This window comes from Pseudoalteromonas sp. SR45-6, from assembly GCF_014163545.1.
GTDB lineage: Bacteria > Pseudomonadota > Gammaproteobacteria > Enterobacterales > Alteromonadaceae > Pseudoalteromonas > Pseudoalteromonas rhizosphaerae.
Genome location: NZ_JACJDM010000022.1, coordinates 42,354 through 66,861, shown reverse-complemented (window position 1 = coordinate 66,861; position 24,508 = coordinate 42,354). Strand labels below are relative to the sequence as shown.

At 41.1% G+C, this 24,508-nt stretch carries 19 protein-coding genes and 8 tRNA genes; 4 read left to right on the top strand and 23 right to left on the bottom strand.

The genetic code is table 11. The features are described from left to right. Nucleotides 1–263 precede the first annotated feature (263 nt). Entirely contained in the window at nucleotides 264–1,685 is a 1,422-nt protein-coding gene (locus tag H5158_RS11415; RefSeq protein ID WP_182740048.1) for a sodium:alanine symporter family protein, read from the top strand. A gap of 942 nt (nucleotides 1,686–2,627) precedes the next feature. Here the strand turns inward: H5158_RS11415 and H5158_RS11410 are convergent. From H5158_RS11410 to H5158_RS11355, 12 genes are all read right to left on the bottom strand, one after another. Further along, nucleotides 2,628–2,714: transfer RNA gene (locus H5158_RS11410), tRNA-Leu, on the bottom strand. A 37-nt stretch (nucleotides 2,715–2,751) separates the two neighbouring features. Next, nucleotides 2,752–2,825 (bottom strand) — tRNA-Cys (locus H5158_RS11405). A gap of 18 nt (nucleotides 2,826–2,843) precedes the next feature. Continuing rightward, a tRNA-Gly gene (locus tag H5158_RS11400) sits at nucleotides 2,844–2,919 on the bottom strand. A 150-nt stretch (nucleotides 2,920–3,069) separates the two neighbouring features. Beyond that, a tRNA-Leu gene (locus H5158_RS11395) sits at nucleotides 3,070–3,156 on the bottom strand. Nucleotides 3,157–3,195: 39 nt separating this feature from the next. After that, nucleotides 3,196–3,271, bottom strand: a tRNA-Gly gene (locus H5158_RS11390). A gap of 66 nt (nucleotides 3,272–3,337) precedes the next feature. Beyond that, nucleotides 3,338–3,424, bottom strand: a tRNA-Leu gene (locus H5158_RS11385). Nucleotides 3,425–3,460: 36 nt separating this feature from the next. Further along, nucleotides 3,461–3,534: transfer RNA gene (locus H5158_RS11380), tRNA-Cys, on the bottom strand. A gap of 26 nt (nucleotides 3,535–3,560) precedes the next feature. After that, a tRNA-Gly gene (locus tag H5158_RS11375) sits at nucleotides 3,561–3,636 on the bottom strand. Between the two features lie 216 nt (nucleotides 3,637–3,852). Then, nucleotides 3,853–4,398 carry a CDP-diacylglycerol--glycerol-3-phosphate 3-phosphatidyltransferase gene (gene pgsA / locus H5158_RS11370; RefSeq protein WP_145242294.1) on the bottom strand — a complete coding sequence of 182 codons (546 nt, stop codon included), beginning with the start codon at nucleotides 4,396–4,398 and terminating at the stop codon, nucleotides 3,853–3,855. Between the two features lie 42 nt (nucleotides 4,399–4,440). Continuing rightward, nucleotides 4,441–6,264: an excinuclease ABC subunit UvrC gene (gene uvrC / locus H5158_RS11365; protein WP_145242296.1), complete on the bottom strand. Its 1,824-nt coding sequence runs from the start codon at nucleotides 6,262–6,264 to the stop codon at nucleotides 4,441–4,443. A 9-nt stretch (nucleotides 6,265–6,273) separates the two neighbouring features. Then, on the bottom strand, nucleotides 6,274–6,924 hold the full coding sequence (gene uvrY, locus H5158_RS11360) for a UvrY/SirA/GacA family response regulator transcription factor (RefSeq protein WP_016707677.1): 651 nt from the start codon (nucleotides 6,922–6,924) through the stop codon (nucleotides 6,274–6,276). Between the two features lie 108 nt (nucleotides 6,925–7,032). After that, entirely contained in the window at nucleotides 7,033–8,184 is a 1,152-nt protein-coding gene (locus H5158_RS11355) for a dicarboxylate/amino acid:cation symporter (protein WP_145242298.1), read from the bottom strand. A gap of 421 nt (nucleotides 8,185–8,605) precedes the next feature. On the opposite strand from H5158_RS11355, the gene cysK reads away from it, so the two are divergent. Continuing rightward, complete coding sequence (cysK, locus tag H5158_RS11350; RefSeq protein WP_149982968.1) at nucleotides 8,606–9,574, top strand: cysteine synthase A; 969 nt, start codon at nucleotides 8,606–8,608, stop codon at nucleotides 9,572–9,574. A gap of 142 nt (nucleotides 9,575–9,716) precedes the next feature. Beyond that, nucleotides 9,717–10,157, top strand: coding sequence for a hypothetical protein (locus tag H5158_RS11345; protein ID WP_182717977.1), 441 nt, complete (start codon nucleotides 9,717–9,719; stop codon nucleotides 10,155–10,157). Between the two features lie 68 nt (nucleotides 10,158–10,225). Here the strand turns inward: H5158_RS11345 and H5158_RS11340 are convergent, their stop codons facing one another. Next, entirely contained in the window at nucleotides 10,226–12,502 is a 2,277-nt protein-coding gene (locus H5158_RS11340) for an acyl-CoA dehydrogenase (RefSeq protein WP_182717976.1), read from the bottom strand. Nucleotides 12,503–12,682: 180 nt separating this feature from the next. Between H5158_RS11340 and H5158_RS11335 the strand changes: the two genes are divergently transcribed. Further along, nucleotides 12,683–14,527 (top strand): M2 family metallopeptidase, encoded by a 1,845-nt coding sequence (locus tag H5158_RS11335; protein ID WP_149982965.1) that lies wholly within the window; start codon nucleotides 12,683–12,685, stop codon nucleotides 14,525–14,527. 84 nt (nucleotides 14,528–14,611) lie between these two features. Here H5158_RS11335 and H5158_RS11330 read toward each other — a convergent pair whose 3' ends face one another. From H5158_RS11330 to nagK, 10 genes are all read right to left on the bottom strand, one after another. Then, nucleotides 14,612–15,406, bottom strand: coding sequence for a putative porin (locus H5158_RS11330; RefSeq protein WP_182740047.1), 795 nt, complete (start codon nucleotides 15,404–15,406; stop codon nucleotides 14,612–14,614). Nucleotides 15,407–15,622: 216 nt separating this feature from the next. Then, complete coding sequence (locus H5158_RS11325) at nucleotides 15,623–15,997, bottom strand: PH domain-containing protein (RefSeq protein ID WP_145242310.1); 375 nt, start codon at nucleotides 15,995–15,997, stop codon at nucleotides 15,623–15,625. Next, nucleotides 15,997–16,911: an ABC transporter ATP-binding protein gene (locus tag H5158_RS11320; RefSeq protein WP_182717974.1), complete on the bottom strand. Its 915-nt coding sequence runs from the start codon at nucleotides 16,909–16,911 to the stop codon at nucleotides 15,997–15,999. The genes H5158_RS11325 and H5158_RS11320 overlap by 1 nt, the downstream gene beginning before the upstream one ends. After that, nucleotides 16,908–17,726: an ABC transporter permease subunit gene (locus tag H5158_RS11315; protein ID WP_149982961.1), complete on the bottom strand. Its 819-nt coding sequence runs from the start codon at nucleotides 17,724–17,726 to the stop codon at nucleotides 16,908–16,910. The genes H5158_RS11320 and H5158_RS11315 overlap by 4 nt, the downstream gene beginning before the upstream one ends. 123 nt (nucleotides 17,727–17,849) lie before the next feature. Continuing rightward, nucleotides 17,850–19,031 (bottom strand): cystathionine beta-lyase, encoded by a 1,182-nt coding sequence (locus H5158_RS11310; protein WP_182740049.1) that lies wholly within the window; start codon nucleotides 19,029–19,031, stop codon nucleotides 17,850–17,852. A gap of 45 nt (nucleotides 19,032–19,076) precedes the next feature. Then, nucleotides 19,077–20,000 (bottom strand): NAD(+) diphosphatase, encoded by a 924-nt coding sequence (nudC, locus tag H5158_RS11305; protein WP_182740046.1) that lies wholly within the window; start codon nucleotides 19,998–20,000, stop codon nucleotides 19,077–19,079. A 133-nt stretch (nucleotides 20,001–20,133) separates the two neighbouring features. Continuing rightward, nucleotides 20,134–20,928, bottom strand: coding sequence for a glucosamine-6-phosphate deaminase (gene nagB / locus H5158_RS11300; protein ID WP_182740045.1), 795 nt, complete (start codon nucleotides 20,926–20,928; stop codon nucleotides 20,134–20,136). 216 nt (nucleotides 20,929–21,144) lie between these two features. Next, the gene (nagX, locus tag H5158_RS11295) at nucleotides 21,145–22,287 is read right to left on the bottom strand and encodes a transmembrane glucosamine N-acetyltransferase NagX (protein WP_145242319.1); all 1,143 of its coding nucleotides are present in this window, start codon (nucleotides 22,285–22,287) and stop codon (nucleotides 21,145–21,147) included. A gap of 60 nt (nucleotides 22,288–22,347) precedes the next feature. After that, complete coding sequence (gene nagA / locus H5158_RS11290; RefSeq protein ID WP_145242321.1) at nucleotides 22,348–23,466, bottom strand: N-acetylglucosamine-6-phosphate deacetylase; 1,119 nt, start codon at nucleotides 23,464–23,466, stop codon at nucleotides 22,348–22,350. After that, complete coding sequence (gene nagK / locus H5158_RS11285; RefSeq protein WP_149982958.1) at nucleotides 23,466–24,380, bottom strand: N-acetylglucosamine kinase; 915 nt, start codon at nucleotides 24,378–24,380, stop codon at nucleotides 23,466–23,468. The genes nagA and nagK overlap by 1 nt, the downstream gene beginning before the upstream one ends. Between the last annotated feature and the right edge of the window lie 128 nt (nucleotides 24,381–24,508).

The window sequence follows — 24,508 nt, the reverse complement described above, 5'->3', positions numbered from 1 at the left end:
CTAACTGATTAACTCTTGCAGCTTAAGCGTTGCTGTCTGCCGTCTCAGTGGGGTCGCATTATAGGGCGCGGCGAATTTTACGCAAGCGTTTTTATCATTAAATTCGCATTTATTTTATACCCTCAAGATACCCAAAAGAAACTGACACCTTACCCACAGAAGCCTGTGGATAACCTCGTTTTTTTCATCGTTTCACTAAACTATCTGCTTTGCTTATGGTAAGTTGCCCGCTGTTTTTTAAACTCGTTCATTAGGCATATAACATGATAGATATAATAAATAGTATTAGTGGGCTGCTTTGGGGTCATATTCTCGTCTACCTATTAATAGCGGCAGGACTCTTTTTTACTATTAAACTCAAGTTCATTCAATTTGTTCAATTCCCCCACATGATTAAAGTCATGTTCAATTCTCGTCAGTGTGATAAAAACGGTATTTCATCTTTCCAAGCTTTTTGTACTTCCTTAGCCGCACGTGTTGGTACCGGAAATATGGCTGGTGTTGCTGTTGCACTGTATTTAGGTGGTGCTGGGGCTATTTTCTGGATGTGGCTAATTGCCTTAATAGGTATGGCAACGAGTTTTGCAGAAAGTACTTTGGCTCAAGCTTATAAGATTCGTGATGAACATGGTAACTTCAGAGGAGGCCCTGCTTATTATATGGAATATGGTTTGGGCAAACGTTGGATGGGGGTGATTTTCTCACTCTGTTTGATATTGGCATTTGGCCTAGTATTCAATGCAGTGCAATCTAACTCTATAGCCGCTGCATTTAAAGTCGCTTTTGACATTCCAAACTATGTTGTTGGTTTAGTACTAGTCGTTGGCTCTGGCATTATTATATTTGGTGGCCTGAAAACTATTTCTCGCTTTGCAGAGTTGGTTGTACCATTTATGGCATTAGCTTACTTACTTGTAGCTTTATATGTGTGCGCTATTAATGCAGAGCAATTACCGACTGTATTTATGCGTATTATTAATAGTGCATTTGGAATTGAGCAAGCGGGTGCCGGTGCGATTGGTTATGGCGTTATGCAAGCAATGATCCAAGGAATAAAGCGCGGCTTATTCTCAAATGAAGCAGGTATGGGTAGCGCAGCAAATGCGGCAGCGACTGCGACGCCAAATCCGCCCCACCCTGCCTCACAAGGTTATGTGCAAATGCTTGGTGTATTTATTGATACGGTTGTTATATGTAGTGCAACAGCCGCGCTGATTTTGCTCTCTGATCAATTAGTAGCTGACTCAGGTGTAACTGGTATTGCATTAACTCAGGCTGCTCTTGAAGAACATGTTGGAAGCTGGGGCACAATCTTTGTTGCGATTGCTATATTATTCTTTGCTTTTACCTCAATTGTTGCTAACTATTCATACGCAGAAACTAATCTATTATTCTTAGAGCATAATCATGAGCATGGTATGTTGATCTTTAGACTTATAGTATTAGGTATGGTGATGTTTGGCTCTGTGAGTGAACTGGGGTTGATCTGGACCTTAGCTGATATTTCGATGGGCCTCATGGCAATCGTGAATGTTATTGCACTGTTTATGTTATCAGGCGTGGTGATCTGGCTTGCGAACGACTACACCACACAGCGCAAAGCTGGCAAATTACCAACATTTGATCCAACCAAAAATACTCAGCTTGATCAAACCATCCCGAAAGGGATTTGGCATAAAAAGTAAATAAGCTTATTTACAATCAAAGAGGGAGTCTATGTGCTCCCTTTTTTGATCAAAATAATAATGCCTTAGTAGTTATTCAGATTTGCTATCACAAGCGTCTAATATATTCATCGCTAAAGCGCGGCCCTTATTGAGTGCTTTATAAATCTGGCTACAGCTTCAACAATGCTTCAACAATGCTTCAGCGAAGCGCCACACAGGAGTGTTGCTCTGAATCTATTGGGTATGCATGCGGCTGCAATTGGCATAGTGACGCTTTACTGTTCTCAGCATTGGCCATTTATCAAGCGTCACCACAAAAGTAAAGCCTGCTGCTTTTTATACCAATCTGCCAAATTATGTGATCTAATTAGCGCACAGATACTTATCTACTTTTACTGAATTGAACTTAAAAGAATCCAAACAACTTTTAGTTTTATCACGTAAAGAGCCTAATGCAAGAAAACGCATACGCCTGCTTGCTGTTTCATTATTCTTTGAGGGGGGAAACAGAACGAATATTGCTAAGCGGCCAAATACAGCACGCTGCAGTGTCAAAAATGGATTTCAAACTACCTTAACAATTGAGTTGGATACGACAACACTGTCTATCTAATCGTGTATTTAGTGGTTATGAAGAAATAGTCGAACAGGTTTCGCAAGCGTGGAATAAATTCATCTCCGTCCCTGATACGGTTAAAATTATATGCTCTAGAGATTGGATCAAATTTACTTAATCTTTATGCAGATTGGTATTAGTGTTAGTTAAGCTAATTTCTCTGGCATCAATCAACAAAGTGATTTGCGTATATTTTGGTATTAAGATTGTCCGTACGCGCTATGGATAAAAGTTAAACGCATACAAAAGCTATAAGGTGAAAGTTTAATTTAATAGATAGATAAGCAATTTTGGGTGTGTTTTTTTACGCTGTAGGTATAAATGAAGTAATAGTGAATATAAAGTGGTGCCCGAGGCCGGACTTGAACCGGCACGACTTGTTAGTCGAGGGATTTTAAATCCCTTGTGTCTACCAATTCCACCACTCGGGCATCGAGTTTGCTAATTAAAGCGTGTGGAGTAATTATTTGGAGGCGGAACCCGGAGTCGAACCGGGGTAAACGGATTTGCAATCCGGTGCATGGCCACTCTGCCATTCCGCCTAAATGTAACAAATAATTTGGAGCGGCACACGAGGCTCGAACTCGTGACCTCGACCTTGGCAAGGTCGCGCTCTACCAACTGAGCTAGTGCCGCATAAAACTTTGTCAGTAATTTGTACGTTGGTGCGCGACTATGTCGCGGTAAACGTTCTGGCAACTGAGCTAGTGCCGCATAATTAGATATAATTCTTTGTAAGAAATATTTTTTATCGCCCTTAAATTACCTTGGTTGAGTAATTTAAAGTGGTGCCCGAGGCCGGACTTGAACCGGCACGACTTGTTAGTCGAGGGATTTTAAATCCCTTGTGTCTACCAATTCCACCACTCGGGCATCGAGTTTGCTATTTAAAGCAAGTGGATAAAACTAATATGGAGCGGCACACGAGGCTCGAACTCGTGACCTCGACCTTGGCAAGGTCGCGCTCTACCAACTGAGCTAGTGCCGCATCATATTAATTCTAATTACTACATTTTTAAAAGTTACATTTGGTATATGCAACTAAACCACAAAGTGGTGCCCGAGGCCGGACTTGAACCGGCACGACTTGTTAGTCGAGGGATTTTAAATCCCTTGTGTCTACCAATTCCACCACTCGGGCATCGAGTTTGCTAATTAAAGCGTGTGGAGTGTTGATTGGAGGCGGAACCCGGAGTCGAACCGGGGTAAACGGATTTGCAATCCGGTGCATGGCCACTCTGCCATTCCGCCTCAATACTGGGTAACCTTTGATAAACTGGAGCGGCACACGAGGCTCGAACTCGTGACCTCGACCTTGGCAAGGTCGCGCTCTACCAACTGAGCTAGTGCCGCATAACGCATGTAAGTATTAATATGTTTCATCGCAACCTTGTCGCGGTAAAACATTATAGCAACTTAACCAGTGTCACTTTGTTTATCTAGGGGGCTATGCCCTCTCAACACGGACGCATTCTACAGAGATTATTAAACGCGTCAATACAAAAAATGCTAGTTTTGAACTGTTTGATTATTTTTTATCTAAAACGGTGCGTTATTATACGTTTAGAGTCAATTTTTAGTCAATTCAGACCACGCTGCTATCAAATATTGCAGCATAGAAGTAACCGTTAAGAAGGTCGCAATGTAAAGTAAGCCATAACTTAAGTACATCATCCAACTATCGTATTGCCAAATGAGTCCAATAATAGCTAACATTTGCGCAGCAGTTTTAAACTTACCCATATTTGATACAGCTACATTACCACGCTTGCCTTGCTCTGCCATCCATTCTCGAAGTGCTGAGATAACAATTTCTCTGCTTATTATGATTAAAGCAGGAATAGTCATATACATTGATTGATAATAACTAGCTAAAGCAACCAATGCTGTACACACCATCACTTTGTCAGCAACAGGATCTAAGAATGCACCAAATGGCGTAGACTGCTCAAGCTTGCGCGCTAGATAGCCATCAAGAATATCAGTGATCGATGCAAGCCAGAAAATAAAAGCTGCAGCAAAGAAAGCCCATGAATAAGGCAGATAAAATACCACCAAAAAAATGGGGATAAGAAAAAGTCTAAATGTTGTGAGTGTGTTTGGAATATTCCACATAACTACTTGGGGATGTCTTTTTTTCTATATTCGCACGAAGGGCTAGCCCTTGTCATGCAAATGGTTAAATATCTTCTCAGCCATGTCAGAGCTGATCCCGGGTACTTGCTTTAATTGATCTATATTAGCAGCTTTTACTCCCTGCATGCCCCCTAAAAATTTTAATAATGTTTGGCGTCGTACCGAGCCGATACCACCTATCTCTTCTAATAGTGATTGAGTGCGTTGTTTTTGCCGCTTGTTACGGTGCCCTGCAATAGCAAAGCGATGTGATTCATCGCGAATATGTTGGATCAAATGTAGCGCTGGTGCGTCTGAATCCATTGGGATTGTTTTCCGGCCACCATCAATTAATAGTGTTTCAAGGCCTGGCCTACGACTGGTGCCTTTTGCCACACCGACTAACAGCGGCATTTTTGCATGTGGCCAATTAGCAAAGTACTGCTCGGCACGAGAAAGTTGTCCTTTACCACCGTCGATAAAAATCACATCAGGAATTTTATCTTCGTCAACCAACTTGTTGTAACGCTTGTTTAACGCAAACTCCATTGCAGCATAATCATCACCTCCAGTGATCCCTGTGACATTAAAGCGTCGATATTCTTTATTATTCGGTCCTTGCGAATCAAACACCACACAACTGGCAACTGTGTTTTCTCCCATTGTATGGCTGATATCAAAACATTCCATACGATTAATATCATCAAGCCCTAACGTCGCTTTAAGTTGTGCGTAACGCTTATTAATCGAATCCTGAGTGCTTTGCTTCACGGTAATACTATTAAGCGCATTCTTATTAGCGAGCTGTAAGTATTGCGCACGCTCACCGCGTGTAACTGTTTTTAAAGTTACTTTGCGTTCACTCACTTGGCTTAATGCTTCACTGAGTACATCAACTTCATCAAGTGCAAATGGCAAAATAACTTCTTTAGCAATTCGCCCTGTTGCACCTGGCGCTAAATAATATTGCCCAAGAAATGAAGCCAGTATTTCTTGTGGCTGTGAATCTTTCGGTACTTTTGGAAAGTACGTTTTGCTACCGAGTACTTTATGATCGCGGATCATCAACAAATGAATGCCATTAAGGCCATTTAAATGAGCAAAACCCACAACATCCATTTCGGCATAATTACCTGATATTGATTGTTGCTCTTGCATTTTACGCAGTAGCATTATTTGATCGCGTACTTTAGCTGCCAATTCAAATTGCAAAGCGTGGCTCGCAGCTTCCATTTTAGAGATCAACGCTGCGATGACTTCATGAGATTTGCCAGTCAAAAATTTACGTACAAAATCAACTTGCTGATTGTATTCATCGTCACTCACTTCATTCACGCAAGGTGCAGAACAACGTTTTAGCTGAAATTGCAAACAAGGTCGACTGCGAACGCGATAATACGCATCTTCACATTGACGAACAGGAAATATTTTCTGCATTAACCGCAAACTTTCAGAGACAGCGCCAGCGCTTGGAAATGGCCCAAAATACTCGCCTTTCACTTTGCGGCTACCGCGATGAAATGCAAGTCTTGGATGTTTGTGAGCAGTTAATAAAATATACGGATAGGATTTATCATCACGCAGTAAAATATTGTAACGTGGCTGATATTTTTTTATTAAGTTATTTTCAAGCAGTAAGGCTTCGGTTTCAGTATTGGTTAAAGTGATGTCAATATCACTAATGTTACTGACTAAAGCGCGAGTCTTGCCATCCGTGACATTGCTACGAAAATAGCTACTAACACGTTTTTTAAGGTTTTTAGCTTTACCAACATAAATAACTTTATCATCACTATCAAGCATCCGATAAACGCCGGGTTCGCTTGATAGTGTTTTTAAGAAATGGGCGTGATCAAATTCTGCCATGGGGCAACACTAGTGGGCGCTGTCGATGTCGATCATCTTATGACGAATAGCCAAATGAGTTAGTTCAACATCACCACCCACATTCAGCTTTTCAAACATTCTATAGCGATAACTGTTCACTGTTTTAGAACTTAAATTAAGGCGTTCGGCAATGTCTTGCACCTTTTCACCTTTAGTGATCATTAACATGATCTGTAATTCACGTTCAGATAAACTCTGAAATGGACTTTCATCAGTACGACCCGTCACTTGCGCAAGGGCAATTTGTTGAGCTATTTCTGGTGCAATATAGCGTTGTCCTGCATTTACTGCGCGAATTGCATTGACCATTTCATCAGAGCCCGCCCCTTTGGTTAAGTAACCATGAGCGCCAATTTGCATCACTTTACTTGGGAATGGGTCTTCACAATGTACAGTTAACACAATAATTTTCACATCAGGGCAATAGCGACAAATTTTCTTGGTCGCTTCTAATCCGCCAATACCTGGCATATTCATGTCCATTAGCACAATATCAGGAGAATGCTGACGGCAAAACTGTACCGCTTCTTCACCTGTTTTAGCTTCACCAATTACTTTAAACCCACGAACATCATCTAAAATACGTTTGATACCCGTTCGTACGAGTTCATGGTCATCAACTAAAAGTACATTAATCAATGGGACACCCTCATATAACCTAACAGCATGTCAGTATGACAATTTAATTCGTCACACTAACACAGAAAATCTGAAACGATAACCCAATTATCGTTTCAGATAACTAATTTAAGATGGCGTTTTTTCACTGAAGCGGTCAACCCACAAGGCAATTACCCCATCACCGGTAACATTACAGGCTGTGCCAAAACTATCCTGAGCCAGATAAAGCGCTATCATGAGTGCCACAGCACCTTCATTGAAACCGAGCATGCTGGTTAATAAACCCAGCGCAGACATGACTGCCCCGCCCGGAGCACCCGGCGCGGCAATCATTACCACACCTAGCATCATAATAAACGGCAACATCCCAAATAATGATGGTACATCCATATTTGGTGATAAAAACATCACCGCCATCGCGCAAGTTACGATAGTGATCGTTGAGCCAGATAGATGAATAGTCGCACACAAAGGTACAGTAAAGTTAGCAACATCTTCTTTTACATTATTTGCTTTGCTTGAGCGTAAAGACACTGGAATAGTCGCAGCGCTTGACATAGTGCCTAAGGCTGTAAAGTAAGCTGGGAGCATATTTTTAATTAATTCAATTGGGTTGCGTTTTAATAAAATACCCGTACCGATATAAAGAATACTTAACCATACCCAATGCATTATTAATGCAGCAATCAACACCACACCAAACGTTTGTAAGGTATCAACAACAGTGCCTGCAACTGTCATCTCAGCAAACACACCTGCAATATAAAACGGTAATGCTGGAATAATAACTTTTGCTAGCAAACCATCAATCACATCGCGGCCCTGATCCGATACTTTTTTCAAGGTCTCTAGCTCTAATTGGCTCATACCGATGCCAAACACAAACGCTGTGGCAAGCGCGGTCATAACACCCATCAATGGTGGGATCTCTAAATCAATAAAACTTGCCACTTCGGTTGCTATTTCAGCTTCAAAGGTTAAACCGCCATCAAATAACGGAATAATTGCACTAACAACCATCACAGCTAATGTGCCTGCAATAATGGTCGAACCGTAGGCGAAACCAACGGTTTTACCTAACAAATGGCCTGAACCTTTTGGTAAACCTGCAATTCCTGATGCTATAAAAAATAAAATAATTAGTGGAATAGTAAAAGTGATCAGCTGACCAATTATTTCTTTTACCGTGTAAAGGAGTTCAACACCTGTTAGTGGAACATATAAGCCCACTAAAATACCGGCCAATATACCGGCAATTAATTTTAAGATTAACGTCATTGTCATCACTTCATAAATTTTGATGGGTGAGGTTTTAGCATGTTTTTAATTATATGTATCATAAAACCGCTCAACAACAGCCTGTTTGCACAAAATACAATCACTTTTAGCGTTAAACGCCCGTCTAATTTGTTCATTATAATATCAACTAGGCAATTCATTATGATCTAGCGCATATAAATTTTGGTCAGTATTTGTATCCCTAATAATCCTATGTCAGCATAACTGATAGTATTTTGGTCTTAATAACTATACTTACAAGCAGTCGCTGTTTTTATTTCATTCAGTTATAAGCCGAATAGATATATCTTATAGCCAAACTTTACTTTAGTTTTTTTAATTCAGCAGTAAAGTGTCACTATTACAGATCGATTACATAAAAATCGGTCACGATTGAATAAATTGCACCTAAGGGAACATTATGTCTACTTTTTTTGAAGATAACTCACTAAGCATCGGTAACACACCGTTGGTAAAACTTAATCGTGTTACAGGTGGGAATGTATACGCTAAAGTTGAGTCGCGTAACCCAAGCTTTAGTATTAAATGCCGCATTGGTGCATCGATGATTTGGGAGGCTGAAAAATCAGGTCAACTTACCAAAGACAAAGAGCTCATCGAGCCTACTTCAGGTAACACAGGTATTGCACTGGCATTTGTTGCAGCCTCTCGTGGTTACAAGTTAACGCTTACGATGCCAAACACTATGAGCTTAGAACGTCGTAAACTATTAAAAGCACTTGGTGCAAACCTTGTACTTACAGATGGCGCTAAAGGTATGAACGGTGCGATCGCTAAGGCAAAGGAAATTCAAGCATCAGCCCCTGAAAAGTTTATTTTATTGCAACAATTCGAAAACCCTGCAAACCCTAAAATTCACTTTGAAACAACAGGCCCAGAAATCTTTAATGCATTAGATGGTAAAGTTGATTTCTTTGTGGCTGGTGTGGGTACTGGAGGTACAATTACTGGTGTCAGCCGTTATTTGAAACTTGAAAAAGGCCTTAATGTAAAATCAATCGCTGTTGAACCAACTAATTCGCCAGTGATCAGCCAAACACTCGCGGGTGAAGAAATTAAACCTGGGCCACATAAAATTCAAGGTATTGGCGCAGGCTTTATTCCTGGTAATTTAGATCTATCAATGATCGATGGTGTAGAGCAAGTGTCTAATGAAGAATGTATAGCAATGGCTCATGAGCTGATGAAAAAAGAAGGTATATTAGTTGGTATTTCATCTGGCGCTGCGGTTGTTGCGGCAAAACGCATTGCTGAGTTACCTGAAAATGCAGGTAAAAATGTCGTAGTAATTTTACCTAGTGCAACTGAACGTTATTTATCAAGCCCACTTTTTGCTGAAGAGTTTTCAGAGCAAGAGCTGGTTCAATAAGTTTAAATAGCTTTTGAAAAAGGATGCAAACTGCATCCTTTTTTATTATTTATTGCATTCACATCACTAATTCTTACCGTAAACTTTACATCTGTCGTATTTCGTCACACACTAAATCATCACTAATAAATCTATTTATCTAATGAAATCATTTATAACTCTTTGCACTGCTACATTTTTACTGCTGTTAAGCGGCTGTGGAAATGAAGATTCACCAAAAGGTGAAAAAAATACCCCAGGAAATAGCGCAGCACTATTTTTTGATACACTTTATAACGAACAGGATCTGAGCAAAGCCACTACCATGGCCACACCTAAAATGGCGCGGATCATGAACTCTTATGGCACCTCAAAACAATTTGCCCGCAATTTAGTCAACATGCAATACGATGATGTAGTAATTGAAGTTGATATGACTAATATGAGTTTAAGAGAACAGTATGGCGATACAGCCAATATCAACCTTATTTTCACAGGCCACTTCAATGGTAATAAAGTTGATGATATGCGCAGCGTAAAAATGGTGCGTAAAAAAGGCAATTGGTATGTTGATAAAATCAATGCCGATCCTTTTGCACGCTAACGCTTTATATTAAATATTTAAATAGCTTAACAAGCCTTGCTCGCAGCAAGGCTTGTTAGTTTTCGCTATTACAGTTCACCTGGCTGATAATTATCTACCGCAATAGCCTGTTTGCGTAGGTTATTTGCAGCATGTAGCTTTTCGCCTTGCTCATCAGTTATTAACTGTTTTTCAAGCGCACTGTCGATTGCAGTTGCTATATCAGCATTACGGTTAAGTGTGCCGTCACGTTGCCATTTCTTCAATCGTTTGAAGGCGGAGCTGGTATCATGCATCGCCATAAACGCATTCTCCATCACACCAGTACCCGCTTTATCATCCACATAACATAAATGAGTTAAGCGGTTTCTAAATACCCCAGGTTGGGTCATATGCTCACAAATTGTTTGTGCAAGTTCATCACTTGGGCGCTGATAATGATTACCAAGCGGAAATACAATACGTTTTAAAATGAAGTTAATAACTGGGTTTGAAAAGTTTTTGAAAAAACCGTCAAATGCTTGGCCAATTTCAAACAGTGACAATTCAACCGCATATTTTACGAACGGAAGATCAGCTTGTTGACGCCCCTCGTCTTCAAAACGTTTTAATACACAAGATGCTAAGTATAAGTGGCTTAAGACATCCCCTAAACGCGCTGAAATCATCTCTTTACGTTTAAGCTCACCACCAAGTACTAACATTGCCACATCAGTGCTAAAGGCAAGTCCTCGGCTCATACGCCCTAACTGCTTATAATATGAAGCAGTCTCACCGCAAACGGGCGATTTTGCAAAATAGCTTCGCGTTAATCCATGTATAAAAGCCATACTCGCATTAGTAGCGGCAAATAAAATATGCTGCAGTAATAATGAATCAAATTCTTTTAACGCAAGATCGTCATCTTCCATTGCTGCGGCTTCCATTTCTTTGAGTACAAATGGGTGGCAACGAGTTGCACCTTGACCGAAGATCATCAGATTACGGGTTAAAATATTCGCCCCTTCAACAGTAATTGATACTGGAATGCCCATATAACCGTGCGCTAAATAGTTATTTGGCCCCACTTGGATCCCCTTACCCGAATGAATGTCCATAGCATCATTCATTACCGTACGGCCCATCTCTGTCATATGATATTTGGCAATCGCAGTCACCACTGATGGGCTTAATTTTAAATCAATGGCTCCGGCAGTCATTAAGCGGCATGATTCAAGACTATAGGTTAGTCCACCAATGCGAGCCAGCGCCTCTTGCACGCCTTCAAACTGCCCGATAGAAACACCAAATTGTTGACGTACCATTGCATAGGCCGATGTCATACGGGCACATAAATGCCCTGTTGCACTGCTCAATGCTGGTAATGAAATACCGCGCCCGGCACTTAAGCACTCAACCAACATCCGCCAACCTCGTCCAGCCCCTTTTTGACCGCCAATGATCCAATCAAGAGGAATAAATACATCTTTACCGTAGGTTGTGCCATTCATAAACGCCATATTCAATGGATAATGGCGCTCACCCGTTTCCACACCAGGGTGATCTGTTGGGATCAGCGCACAGGTTATACCTAGCTCTTTATGTTTACCAAGTAATCCATCGGGATCATACATTTTAAAAGCAAGTCCAAGAACCGTTGCTACGGGTGCAAGCGTAATGTAGCGTTTTGACCAATTTAATCGTAAGCCTACAACTTCTTGGCCTTCAAACTCACCCTTACACACTACGCCAGAGTCAGGAATACTGCCAGCATCAGAGCCTGCTTCAGGGCCTGTTAGAGCAAAACACGGCACATCATCCCCTTTCGCAAGTGAAGGTAACCAGCGCTCTTGCTGCTCTTTTGTACCATAATGTAATAGTAATTCACCAGGGCCTAAACTGTTGGGCACCATCACGGTGACTGCAGCTGTTAAGCTTTTAGTGGCGATTTTAGCTACGATGGTTGAGTTTGCAATTGCTGAAAACTGGCGTCCGCCAAATTTCTCGGGAATGATCAGCGCAAAGAAACCTTGGGTCTTTAGGTAATCCCATACTTCTTTTGGCAAGTCTTTATCTTTTTGCACAATATGATAGTCATCAAGCATTGCCAACAGTGTGTCCACTTCATTGTCTAAAAATATTCGCTCTTTTTCGCTCAACTCTGGCTTTGGGTAGCTGTGAAGTAGTTGCCAATCAGGATTGCCACTAAATAGTTCTCCATCCCACCACACGTCGCCCGCTTCCATCGCTTCACGCTCAGTTTGCGAAAGCGGCGGTAATACCTTTTTAAACATTTTAAATGTCGGGCGACTGACGAGATTTAAGCGGATATCTTTAACCGCAAAAATAACTATCACCAACACCAGTAACAAAATAAACACTGACATGGAAACTATCCTTATTAATTAATAAAACAGATTGACTTAATTATGACCGATCCTTTAATAAATACAATGCCACTGTAAACTCGCATTGCCTGAGCTAAAGAGTCGGTTATTGATAAACTTTGCCTAACACATAGACGCTGCTATCATCCTACCCGATAAATAACAAATATAAGGGTTAACATGACTACTCCACATTTTAAGCTCAGTTTGAGCGCAATAATGGTTGCCAGCACATTAGCATTAAGCGGCTGTAACCAAGAAGCCACTAACACAGTAACTCAAGCTGCAAGCCCTGCGCCGGTAACTGCAAAAGACGCGCAAGCCTTTTTAGATACGACAGAGCAAGAGCTCAGTGCTTTATATCTAGAATCAAGTCGCGCGGAATGGATATACGCTAACTTTATAACGCATGATACATCAGCCCTATCAGCTGAAGTAAATCGTAAAATGACCGAAGCGGTGGTTCGCCTTGCTAACGAAGCTGCACAGTTTGACTCTCTCGAACTTGATTATGACGCACGTCGTAAACTCGACAAATTAAAATTGGCACTGACTTTACCTGCCCCACAAGATGCAGAAAAAACAGCAAAACTATCACAGCTTGTGGCTGAACTTGGCGGTATATATGGTAAAGGTAAATATTGTAAAGACGATGGCAGCTGTTTAAGCCTAGGTGATATGACTGCAACAATGGCCACCAGCCGTGATTACAACGAACTGCTTGATTTATGGCAAGGTTGGCGCCAGGTATCAAAACCAATGCGTCCACTGTATGAACAACAAGTTGTATTAACCAATGAAGGCGCTAAAGAGCTTGGTTATGCAGACACTGGTGCAATGTGGCGTAGTAAGTATGATATGCCAGCAGATGATTTTGCCAAAGAACTTGATCGTATTTGGGGGCAAGTAAAACCATTATATGATTCGCTGCATTGTCATGTTCGTGCCAAGTTAGGTGAAAAATACGGTGAAGACAAAGTACCTCAAGACCAACCTATCCCAGCGCATTTATTAGGTAATATGTGGGCGCAATCGTGGGGCAACATTTACGATGTAGTCGCACCTGAAAATGCCGATCCTGGTTATGATGTAACCGCATTATTAGCCGAGCATAACTACGATGAACTTAAAATGGTACGCGGCGCTGAAAAATTTTTCACCTCAATGGGATTTGCACCTTTACCTGACACCTTTTACCAACGTTCGTTATTCACTAAACCTGCCGATCGTGATGTACAGTGCCATGCTTCAGCGTGGAATATAGATAGTAAAGACGACTTACGCATTAAAATGTGTATTCAGCGTACTGGTGAAGAATTCTCAGTTATTCACCATGAGTTAGGTCACAACTTCTACCAACGCGCTTACAATACCCAACCGCTTTATTATCAAGAAAGTGCTAACGACGGTTTCCACGAAGCCATTGGCGATACCATTGCGCTTTCGGTAACACCTGGTTACTTAAAAGAAATTGGTTTATTAGAGCAAGTGCCTGATGAATCGAAAGACATTGGCTTATTAATGAAGATGGCGCTGGATAAAGTTGCCTTTATTCCATTTGGTTTACTTGTGGACCAATGGCGTTGGCAAGTATTTTCAGGTGCAGTAACCCCTGAAAACTACAATAAGGCATGGTGGGAATTACGTGAAAAGTACCAAGGTGTAAAAGCACCTATCGCACGAAGCGAAGCTGACTTTGATCCAGGTGCAAAATATCATGTGCCAGGTAATACACCTTATACACGTTACTTCTTAGCGCATATTTTACAGTTTGATTTCCACCGTAGTTTATGTGAAATAGCAGGTAACAAAGAAGCCATTCATCGCTGCTCAGTATACAACTCTAAAGAAGCAGGTGAAAAACTCAATGCTATGCTAGAAATGGGTTCAAGCCGCCCTTGGCAAGAAGCATTAGCCACCGTAACAGGTAAACCTGAAATGGATGCAACAGCCCTACTTGATTACTTTGCGCCACTGCAAAAATATCTTGATGAGCAAAATAAAGGCCGTCAATGTGGTTGGTAAGTTAACTAGTTAAATAGCAAAATGCAAAAGCCCGCTCAATTGAGCGGGCTTTTTTAGTATTGCAGTACTAAATTTACAGTTTGATTAGAACTGTAAGCTTACATTTGCAAAGTAAGCGTCATAACCAGAATCATCCCAGTTATTACCGTAACCCGCTTTTAAGCCAACATTTTTGTTGAAGAAATGTTGAGCACCAAAAGTGTAATCATCGTTTTTATTAAATGTAACAAACGCTGATGTCGCTTTAGTGAAGTAGTAATTAGAACCTAATTCCCATGAACTACCACTGTCGTCAGTATCTGAAATAGTACCTTCAACTGTTAGGTAGTTACCTTGCTTAAGGTCCATGAAATATTTTGCATTCACTGCACGGTAATCAAACTCATCGTCTGATGTTAAAGTGAAGCCGATGTAATCTGTGCTGTTTAATTGGTGGTTATATGCTAAATCGAACATAAACACATTATCAGCATCTTCAACATCAATAAACGTTGCTTTTAATAATAAATTTGGATTAAAAAAGTAACCTGCTGATACATTAAATACGTCTTTGCTTGAAACAGAATCAACATCAAGGTTGCTATATTGAGCACCTACCACAAAATTTTCAACAAAGTACTCACCACCGATAGTTGTTACATCGCTAAAGTCATTATCAATGTATGAACCATATACGTTGGTTTGCTTGTTAATATACTCAAATTGATCGTAAGGACCTAATGTTGCTTTTGGTGAGAAGTAATATTTTGAATCAACACTAACTGTGTCGTTGCCATCGGTATCCATATATCCTAAATGGCTGATTGACTGATAGTTATCCGCAGCAGTCGCGGCACTAGAAAGAAGAATACTCGAAATAATAACTGCTAATTTTTTCATAAAAAGATTTCCCTATTTTACATTGTTTTATTGCTACAAGGTTTAACGTTTAACCGGTTGGTTAAGACGGGGCACATCCTAACGCGAGTAAACTGAATTGAAACTTAACTAAGTGCTTGTATTTTATTATAAAAATGTAAGTGGATGTAAGGAAGTGTAAAAAAAAGGTAGCGAATAGGAATGTTAATCGCTACCGTTTTAAAAGCTCAATTATGATCAAAGCGCGTACTGGCTGATTATCCGGTACACATCATTGATATTATCACCCGATTTAAAGTCTTTGCTGATCGGTGTTGGATCAGAGCCAACCCAAATTTTTAATTCAGCATCTAAATCAAAATGACCTGCACTTTCTTTACTAAACTTAGTAATTTTTGAATAAGCAATACTGATCATCTCTATTTTTGAGCCAGTGACCCCCTGCTTATCCAACAAAATTAAACGTTTGTTAGTAAAAATAAACATGTCACGTACCACTTTATAGGCCTTTTCAACTTGTTCACCTTCAATCAGTGTATTTGCCAATACTTTTTCTAAATCATTGTCATCAATTTCACTGGCATTACCCATTAAACCACTTAATAAACCCATTATATTTGCTCCTGTTTAAATATTTGATTTTCTAATGTATGGCCGTTTACCAATTGGCGATACCGCCAACCTTGCTGATAACAATGTTGCAGTATGGTGATATCAAATGGTGTCGCCGTTTTTTGGTACTCGATAACATATTCTTTAGCTTGGCTCATATACACTTTAGACACTTCTGCTAAAGCTTGTATTTTCTCTTCAACATCCGGGTAATGCTCGCTCAATAACAATGTAATAAATCCAGACTCTAGTTCGCTATTATCACTGTGCGTTGGATGCTCTGTGAGCTTACCTTTATCAAGGTGCAGTACATGTGAACATAAGCGTTCTAGTTCAGTTAAATCATGCGAACTTAAAATAAAGGTAGCCTCACTGCTAAGATTCGCAACCACTTCGCGTACTTCGCGAGCATGAATAGGATCAAGCCCAGCGGTTGCTTCATCCAGCATGACTATTTGTGGTTTCCCGATCAGCGCTTGACCTATGGTGACACGTTTACGCATTCCATGTGATAAATCATCAGAACGCTGTTTAGCAACGTCAGCTAGTCCGACTAACTCAAGTACGCGGATCGCTTCTGCTTGGCTTTGCTTATTTGACAGCCCTTGTAGCTGGCCATAAAACGCCAGTTGGTGAGCGATACTAAAGCGCGGATCAAGTTGAGCATCTTGCGGTAACGCACTGAGCTTGCCAAACAATTCACTACTGCCGGGGTTATGCCCAATAATATTGAGCGTGCCTTTTGTTGGTAAAATATAACCGCATAACAAACTAAACAAGGTGGTTTTACCAGCACCATTTGGCCCAACCAATGCTACTGGCGCGCCTTGCTGGATCTCAAAACTTACCTGATCAAGGGCTAATTTATTACCATACTGCTTAGTTAAACCCTTCGCGTGTATTAGTGTGCTCATAGAGAACTCCTTGCAAAAATACGCTGAGCAATCGCTAGCATCACGGTAGTTTGTATTAACGCAATGCCAATGCTATTAAATATTCCTGCGTTTTGTCCTGCCATTTGATCAAGTTGTACGCCAGGGAAAACATAATCAAGCATTGCCAAAACGGGGATTTGCCAGCTTAAAATACTGACCACAATATTCCCGCCAGCAAAAAATAATACGGCAAGCACCACAGTTAAACGCGCTGAGCGTGCAAAAGTATTTAACAACGTCATTAGTGCTATAAAGGGCAAAACAGCAATTAATAAATAACAGAACAAAATAAAGCTGCGACTTATGCCACTGACTAATAATGCTGGATCTCTAAATACCATAACTGCAACTGAAGCTACCAAGGTAACAAGTATTAATGCTGCTAAAATAAATACCTGTCCTAAAAAGCGGCCAAATAACATTTCATTTCGGGTAGCTCTAAGAGATAAAAAGCGTAGTGTTCCTCGTTGTTTATCACCAACAAGTTGGTCGCTACATAAAAACAAGCAGAAACTAGGAAAGCTATACAATGCAATTAACCAATACATTGCTAATTCAGCTTCAGGCCAATCGAGTAATTTACTCAGTCCAATAGCACCAAATACTTGTTGTGCTAAATCGGCTATTTGGGGCGAACTAATTAAGCTGACCGCTTGACCTATCGGATAGCGTAAAATCAATAACCAACAAATCGAAAATGCGGCAACAGCAAGTAAGCCGCGCTTGGTTAAAAATAATCTCACTAGTTCAAACTGGGCAATCTTTAATAATCGCTGAGGGTGGAGTTGCGTCACAGATATTCCTTATTAATCTATATACAGCTTACACTAAGGGCAAACGTGTTGAATTACTAGCAAAAAAAAGCCCGTATTAATACGAGCTTTGTAACAAATAATGTAGTCTTACTGATCCGCAAGCTACAAATTCTGCTGGTATATGTCGAGTGCTTGGCTTAAATCAGCGATCAAATCGTCCGCATCTTCAAGGCCTATATGTAAGCGGATCACTGGCCCTTGCGTCCAACCAGTTACTGAGCGTAAACCTTTCATAGTTAAGTTGGCAGTCACTAAACTCTCAAAGCCTCCCCACGAGAAGCCCATTTTAAAATGCTCTAAACTATCTAAAAAGGCATCAATCGCGCTTTGGTTCCCTTGTTTCATAACAAAAGAAAATAAGCCATTACTACCATCAAAATCACGCTTAAAAAACTCATGACCCGGACACGTTGCAAATGCTGGATGACGAATATGGTCAACCAATGGATGCTGCTCTAACCACTTCGCAACTTCAATCGCGGCTTTTTCATGCTGATTTAAACGTACCGCCATAGTGCGCAGGCCTCTTAACGCTAAATAGGCGTCATCAGCCGACGTACATTGACCAAGTAAATATGAATTTTCTCTTAGTGTCGGCCAGTATTTTTTATTGGCCACTGCCACACCCATCATCACGTCCGAATGACCCACAATGTATTTAGTTGCCGCTTGAATACTAATATCCACCCCGTGTTCAAGTGGGCGATAATGCAAGCCATTACCATAGGTGTTATCAAGCATGGTCATTACCTCATGCTCATTGGCAACTGCAACCATGGCTGGTACATCTTGAATTTCCATGGTGATAGAACCTGGCGACTCTAAAAACAGCACTTTGGTGTTGTCTTTGATCAGCGCTTTAATATCTGCTCCAATTGTTGGAGGATAATAAGTCGTCTCAACGCCAAAGCCAGCTAAAATTTTATCGCAAAAATCACGCGTTGGTTCATAAGCATTATCTACCATTAAGATATGATCGCCCGCTTTCAAAAAAGCCAATAGTGTGCTGCTAATGGCCGCTGCACCACATGGATAAAGCGCACATCCCTCACCACCTTCAAGCTCAGTGATCGCCTCTTGTAATGCAAAATGTGTAGTAGTACCACGACGACCATAAAAAAGTGTTTTATCGCCACGTTTTTTTGCCGCTTCTTTAAGCTCTGCCACTGAATCAAAAACAACTGTCGATGCACGTTGCACTACGGGGTTAACCACCCCATGAGTATATGCTTTTTTACGTCCGGTACTTACTAACAGCGTACTTTTATTGCTTTTTGTCGTCATCATTAATCCTTAAAATATTTCGTTAGAACATACTCTGCACTATGCTTAATCTTGCAAATTACACCAATAGTCGATTAAATAGCGCGAGATAGAATCAGCTTTTGGTAGCTTTAAATGCTCCCCCTCTTCGTGCCAATTGCCAAATAGAGCAAGCTCTTCACGGCTAAACCACCGCGCATCGTCTAGTTCGTCTTTATCAACCTGGATATCTTCCGTAACAGCTTCAGCGATAAAGCCCAGCATAATCGATGATGGAAATGGCCACGGCTGCGAGGCAATATACTTAACATTTTCAACCACAATGCCCGCTTCTTCCATCACTTCACGCGCCACCGCTTGCTCTAAGCTTTCGCCCGGATCAACAAAACCAGCTAAAGACGAATACATACCTGCTGCCCACACAGCTTGGCGACCAAGTAAACAGCGTTCAACACCATCAGCAAATGTACGAGTAACCACCATGATCACGGCCGGATCAGTTCGCGGAAACGTTTGGTGTTTACACCCATCATTACTACATAAACGTGAATGACCAGCTTCAACAAGCTCGTTTTCGCTGCCACAACGTCCACAAAAACGATGAGTTGCATGCCAGTAACACAAACCTCGTGCCAGTGCAGCCATTGAGCCTTGCGCGATTTCCACTTGCACCCCAAAGCGGCGAATATCAACAAACTCAGCGTCACCTATCAGCTGACTTAAGACGGCTTCGTCTAGCTTGCTTACATCAAGTGCGAAATGACTGGTTTGCTGCTCATCTAAACCTAAAAAAATCGCTTCGTTTAATGCTAAGTGACCCACATCACTAAAGCTTAAAAAAGTCACAGCAATATTATTTATATCAAATAAAGTGTGATTGTTATTCACCAATAACCAACGGCTTTGCTCATTTATTTGTGCTGCCACCCATTGTTGCTCTTTACGTAGGTTTGATGCACGGTTTAAAGGCATCTGGCTGTAATTAAGCATGCTTATCCTTTTTACTATTTAGATGGCTAAAACTACCATAACACTTACTTAAACCCAATTATTACTCACTGACAAATAGGCAAAAAAAAAGCCCTTACGGACTTTTTTAAACACACAATAAATTCTGTCGTAATTACAATGTAGCTAAATGAGCCTGTAATTTTTGATTTTCAGCTTCAATATGCTGATAAAATTCTAAATCGGCTAATTTACTTGCCGCCGCTTGATCAATTACAATCACTGCATCTTGATGAAGCTGTAGTGCCGACGCTGGACATGCAGCCATCAGTGGCCCTTCAATCATAGCGCGTACCGCATCCGCTTTATTTTCACCCGTTGCAAGTAATACGACTTTTTTCGCCTCTAAAATCGTACCAATTCCCATCGTAATTGATAACTGTGGCTGATATTCATCAGCAGCAAAAAAACGGGCATTATCATCTACCGTTGCTTTTGTGAGTGTTTTTACGCGAGTACGTGAACGCAGACCTGATGAAGGCTCATTAAAGCCGATGTGACCATTACGTCCGATGCCTAATAACTGTACATCAACACCGCCTGCTGCAACTATTTTGTCTTCGTATTCTTTGCATGCTGTAATTGGGTTTAGGGCATCCCCTGGCGGTACAAAGGTATTATCTTTGTTTATATCAATATGGCTAAACAATTGCTCATTCATAAAGTGGCGGTAACTTTGTGGATGATCGCCCGTTAAACCTAAGTATTCATCTAAATTAAACGTTGTTGCTTGTGAAAATGAAATCTCACCCGCTTTATTTTTAGCGATTAATTCTTGATATAACGCAACTGGCGTAGAGCCCGTTGCTAAACCGAGCACTGACGTTGGTTTTTTTTGTAATTGTGTTGCGAAAATATTTGCGCCATATGCTGCTACGGCTGCTGCATCATTTAAAATTACTATTTGCATATTAATTTGCTCAGTTATTAAATTAGTTGATGAAAAAATGGGATCTAAGTCCCAACCCCATGTGCAATCGGATTGGGCCTTAGATCAAACCAAACAGGGATACACTATTTGGTCAATACCATTATGACAACGCTGTCATTATTACCATTCAATTTTAGTTTGTAAAGTAAAAGTGAATAAAAATATACCTTTTTTACTGTGCTGTACATTAGCCAGCTAAACACTGACAAATATTTTGCGCTTATACATCCAATGTAATAAAAGCATTTGCACCAGCAAAAGCGCAACCACGCCAATCAGTGGCTGCCAATCGGTAGCTGCTGCTGCAATAAAGCCACCAAACACGCTATGGCTTATAAACTCCCAATTCACTAAGCTTGATGCCAAATAAATAATGATTGAGTTAGCACCAATAATCACAAACGGATAAGCTAATTTTTGGCCATTGAGAATATCAACCACTGCATAAAACACAGCCAGTAATATTGCGCTCCACCCGACTGTGACTAAAACAAATGAACTGGTCCATAATTCTTTATTAACTGGAAACTGTAAATCCCAAAGCCAACCTAAGCAAACACTCACAACACCTGCAACAAATAATATGCCTGCTGTTTGCCACTCGCCAACCTTACTTGCTCTGGCGATTAGTTGTCCTGCAAATACCCCAAACATGGCATTCACAATAGCTGGTAGACTCGATAACACGCCCTCGGGGTCGACGGCTCTATTTTGATAACTAATACCGGGTAAAAAATGCGAATCAAACCATGCATTCCAACTCCCCTGTGCACTTAAATCACCAGCGTTACCACCTGGTACAGGAATAAAACACATCAAGATCCAATACCCTAGCAGGAGAGCGATTGCTGTAAAAAGCTGTGTGCGAATACTGGTATGCCACACTAGCATTGCACAGAAAAACCATGCAATCGCTATTCGACCAAGTACACTCGCATAGCGTATTTCATCGAAGGCAAGCGGAATACCTGTGCCCCAACCATGGTTATACATCACCCCTAACCCGCACAATAGCAATAACCGCTTTAACGCTTTAGCATAAAAAACTTTTCGCTCTTGCCATGGCAGGTGATCGATGCGTTTTGGTGCTAAGCCCATCGCCACACCTGATAAAAAGATAAATAACGGAAAAATCAAATCGTAAAATGTAAATCCATGCCATGCACTGTGTAGCGTATGCGCTTCAAATACCTGCCAACCAGTCCAACCGGTTAAAACAAATAAAGCGGCAAAAATAGATTGCCCACCTAAAATCCAAAACATATCCATGCCACGTAAAGCATCAAGAGATGCTAAGCGCTTTTTACTCGGCTTTGTGTCTGTATGTGCTGTTGTCATTATTTTTACTCTTAAATAAAAAGCCCCGCGATACAACTGCGGGGTTTTTACAGGGAAACGTTACACTGCATTACCTGCAATATAAGTGGCTTTTACAAACTGATGTTCATCGAGCACCACAAAGTCTGCATCAAAGCCATCAAGTAAACGTCCCTTTTTCTTGAGGTTTAAATATTCTGCTGGATACAGTGCAGCCATGCGTAAACTTTCACTGAGGCTTACATCCAATGTATTAATGGTATTACGCACTGCACTGGCCATGTCTAATACACTGCCTGCTAATTCGCCCGTACTTGAGTTTAATCTATCCCCAGTACGAATTACTTTGCGCCCGTCAAAAAAATCAAATTCCATATCATCGGTACCCACTGGTGGCATTGCGTCAGTGACTAACATAATTTTGCCGCGCTGTTTGGTGCGAATAGCTAATTGTGCAGACAATGGATGTACATGATGCCCATCAACAATTAAGCCACACCAGCTGTTATCATGCCAAAGCGCAGCGCCAACCACGCCTGGTTCACGCGATGTAAACGGCGACATCGCGTTATATAAATGTGTAAACCCATCGGCGCCAGCATTGAGTGCCGCCATTGTCGTTGTATAGTCAGCATTAGTGTGACCTAGTGATACTTTTACACCACACGCCACTAAGCGCTCAATATCAGCAATGCTGACATTTTCTGGCGCTAAGGTAACCATTTTGATACCTAAATCTTGACGCGCATAAATGGCAAATTCTTGTTCGCTAATTGGGCGAATAAACTGCTCACTGTGTGTGCCTTTTTTTGGAAAAGACAAATGCGGACCTTCAAAGTGAATACCTAATACACCCGCGACCCCTTCGCATATTGCTTTTGCTGTTGCATCAGCAGCTGCTTGCATGGTTTCAACTTTATCGGTGATAAGTGTTGGCATCAGTGCCGTTGTACCAAATTGACCATGCGCTTTTGCGATACGATCTAAGCATTGTGTGCTTTGCTCAGCATTAAAAAATGCCCCGCCACCGCCATTAACTTGTACATCGATAAAGCCTGGCGCAACTAAACCATCTAGCTCAATAACACTGCCTGTGGTGGAAGTTTCAAGATGAAAAACGCCATTTTCAACGCTGAATAATGCATTATCTAGAAATTTTTCAGCCGTGAATAAACGTGTCGCGCGATAGAAGGTTTTCATTACAGTGCTACCTTTTGGTCTTGCTCTAATACTGATTGCTGTGCAAAATAAATTGCGCCCATTTCAGGCGGTTGCTTTGGTACTTCAACGAGTTTTGCAATTGCTGGGTCAAGCCATTGATTTAAAGGCTCTGCAAGACCACCGATCATAGATAAACGCGGAGGATTGTTCTCTAATAAACGATGCGCTAACTGACTCACGTATTGCGCTCCGTCTTTTACAATGGCTAAAGCGATTTGATCGCCTTGGTGTGCTGCATCAAATACATAGCGAGCAAGTTTTGCATAGCTACTTGACGGTTGTCCGGCCATTTGCTCTGCAATGCCCATTGCTGTGGTGACATTAAAATGCTCTTTAACCACTGGCGTCATTATCGTGTGAGGACCTAAACCATCTAGCTCCATTAACACCGCTTTAATTGCCTCTAAGCCCATCCATGCGCCACTGCCTTTATCGCCAAGTGCAAAACCATGACCGCCGTAATTCACCGACTGCCCTTTTACATATGAAAAACCACATGAACCAGTACCCGTGATTATCACAGCACCATCACCGCCTTCATGAGCCCCGATACACGCCGTATGTAAGTCAGTAGTTAAAAACATTTGTTTAAATGGGTGCTCCCACTCTGTTATTTTTTCATATAAGTTCGGTAAATTAACACCCGCCAATCCTAAACCGGCATACACTTGATGAATAGACTCTAATGGCAAACCTGCATCGCGCATCGCCAATTGTGTAGATACCATTATTGACTCTAATGTGCGCTCCAACCCATGTAATGGATTCGCAGGGCCACCTAAACCTGTTCCTAATACCCCGTTTTGCACAGAGTATATAGTTGCACGGCACTTAGTTCCGCCACCGTCGATACCAATATACAATTGGTCCTCATTCGCACTCTTAGCCATCATTTAACGACCTCTAACCTTCGTTTTATATTTGTATTAATCGCATGTTTTTTTATTATCTTAATGCGATTCACCCTCAACCAATGTTGAATTAATGTTACACAACAAATGACAGCGTTGTCATTAAGTTT

Coding starts and splice junctions, on each gene's coding strand:
- H5158_RS11415 (WP_182740048.1), top strand. CDS start 264: ATGATAGATATAATAAATAGTATTAGTGGGCTGCTTTGGGGTCATATT.
- pgsA (WP_145242294.1), bottom strand. CDS start 4,398: ATGTGGAATATTCCAAACACACTCACAACATTTAGACTTTTTCTTATC.
- uvrC (WP_145242296.1), bottom strand. CDS start 6,264: ATGGCAGAATTTGATCACGCCCATTTCTTAAAAACACTATCAAGCGAA.
- H5158_RS11355 (WP_145242298.1), bottom strand. CDS start 8,184: ATGACGTTAATCTTAAAATTAATTGCCGGTATATTGGCCGGTATTTTA.
- cysK (WP_149982968.1), top strand. CDS start 8,606: ATGTCTACTTTTTTTGAAGATAACTCACTAAGCATCGGTAACACACCG.
- H5158_RS11345 (WP_182717977.1), top strand. CDS start 9,717: ATGAAATCATTTATAACTCTTTGCACTGCTACATTTTTACTGCTGTTA.
- H5158_RS11340 (WP_182717976.1), bottom strand. CDS start 12,502: ATGTCAGTGTTTATTTTGTTACTGGTGTTGGTGATAGTTATTTTTGCG.
- H5158_RS11335 (WP_149982965.1), top strand. CDS start 12,683: ATGACTACTCCACATTTTAAGCTCAGTTTGAGCGCAATAATGGTTGCC.
- H5158_RS11330 (WP_182740047.1), bottom strand. CDS start 15,406: ATGAAAAAATTAGCAGTTATTATTTCGAGTATTCTTCTTTCTAGTGCC.
- H5158_RS11325 (WP_145242310.1), bottom strand. CDS start 15,997: ATGGGTTTATTAAGTGGTTTAATGGGTAATGCCAGTGAAATTGATGAC.
- H5158_RS11320 (WP_182717974.1), bottom strand. CDS start 16,911: ATGAGCACACTAATACACGCGAAGGGTTTAACTAAGCAGTATGGTAAT.
- H5158_RS11310 (WP_182740049.1), bottom strand. CDS start 19,031: ATGACGACAAAAAGCAATAAAAGTACGCTGTTAGTAAGTACCGGACGT.
- nudC (WP_182740046.1), bottom strand. CDS start 20,000: ATGCTTAATTACAGCCAGATGCCTTTAAACCGTGCATCAAACCTACGT.
- nagB (WP_182740045.1), bottom strand. CDS start 20,928: ATGCAAATAGTAATTTTAAATGATGCAGCAGCCGTAGCAGCATATGGC.
- nagX (WP_145242319.1), bottom strand. CDS start 22,287: ATGACAACAGCACATACAGACACAAAGCCGAGTAAAAAGCGCTTAGCA.
- nagA (WP_145242321.1), bottom strand. CDS start 23,466: ATGAAAACCTTCTATCGCGCGACACGTTTATTCACGGCTGAAAAATTT.
- nagK (WP_149982958.1), bottom strand. CDS start 24,380: ATGATGGCTAAGAGTGCGAATGAGGACCAATTGTATATTGGTATCGAC.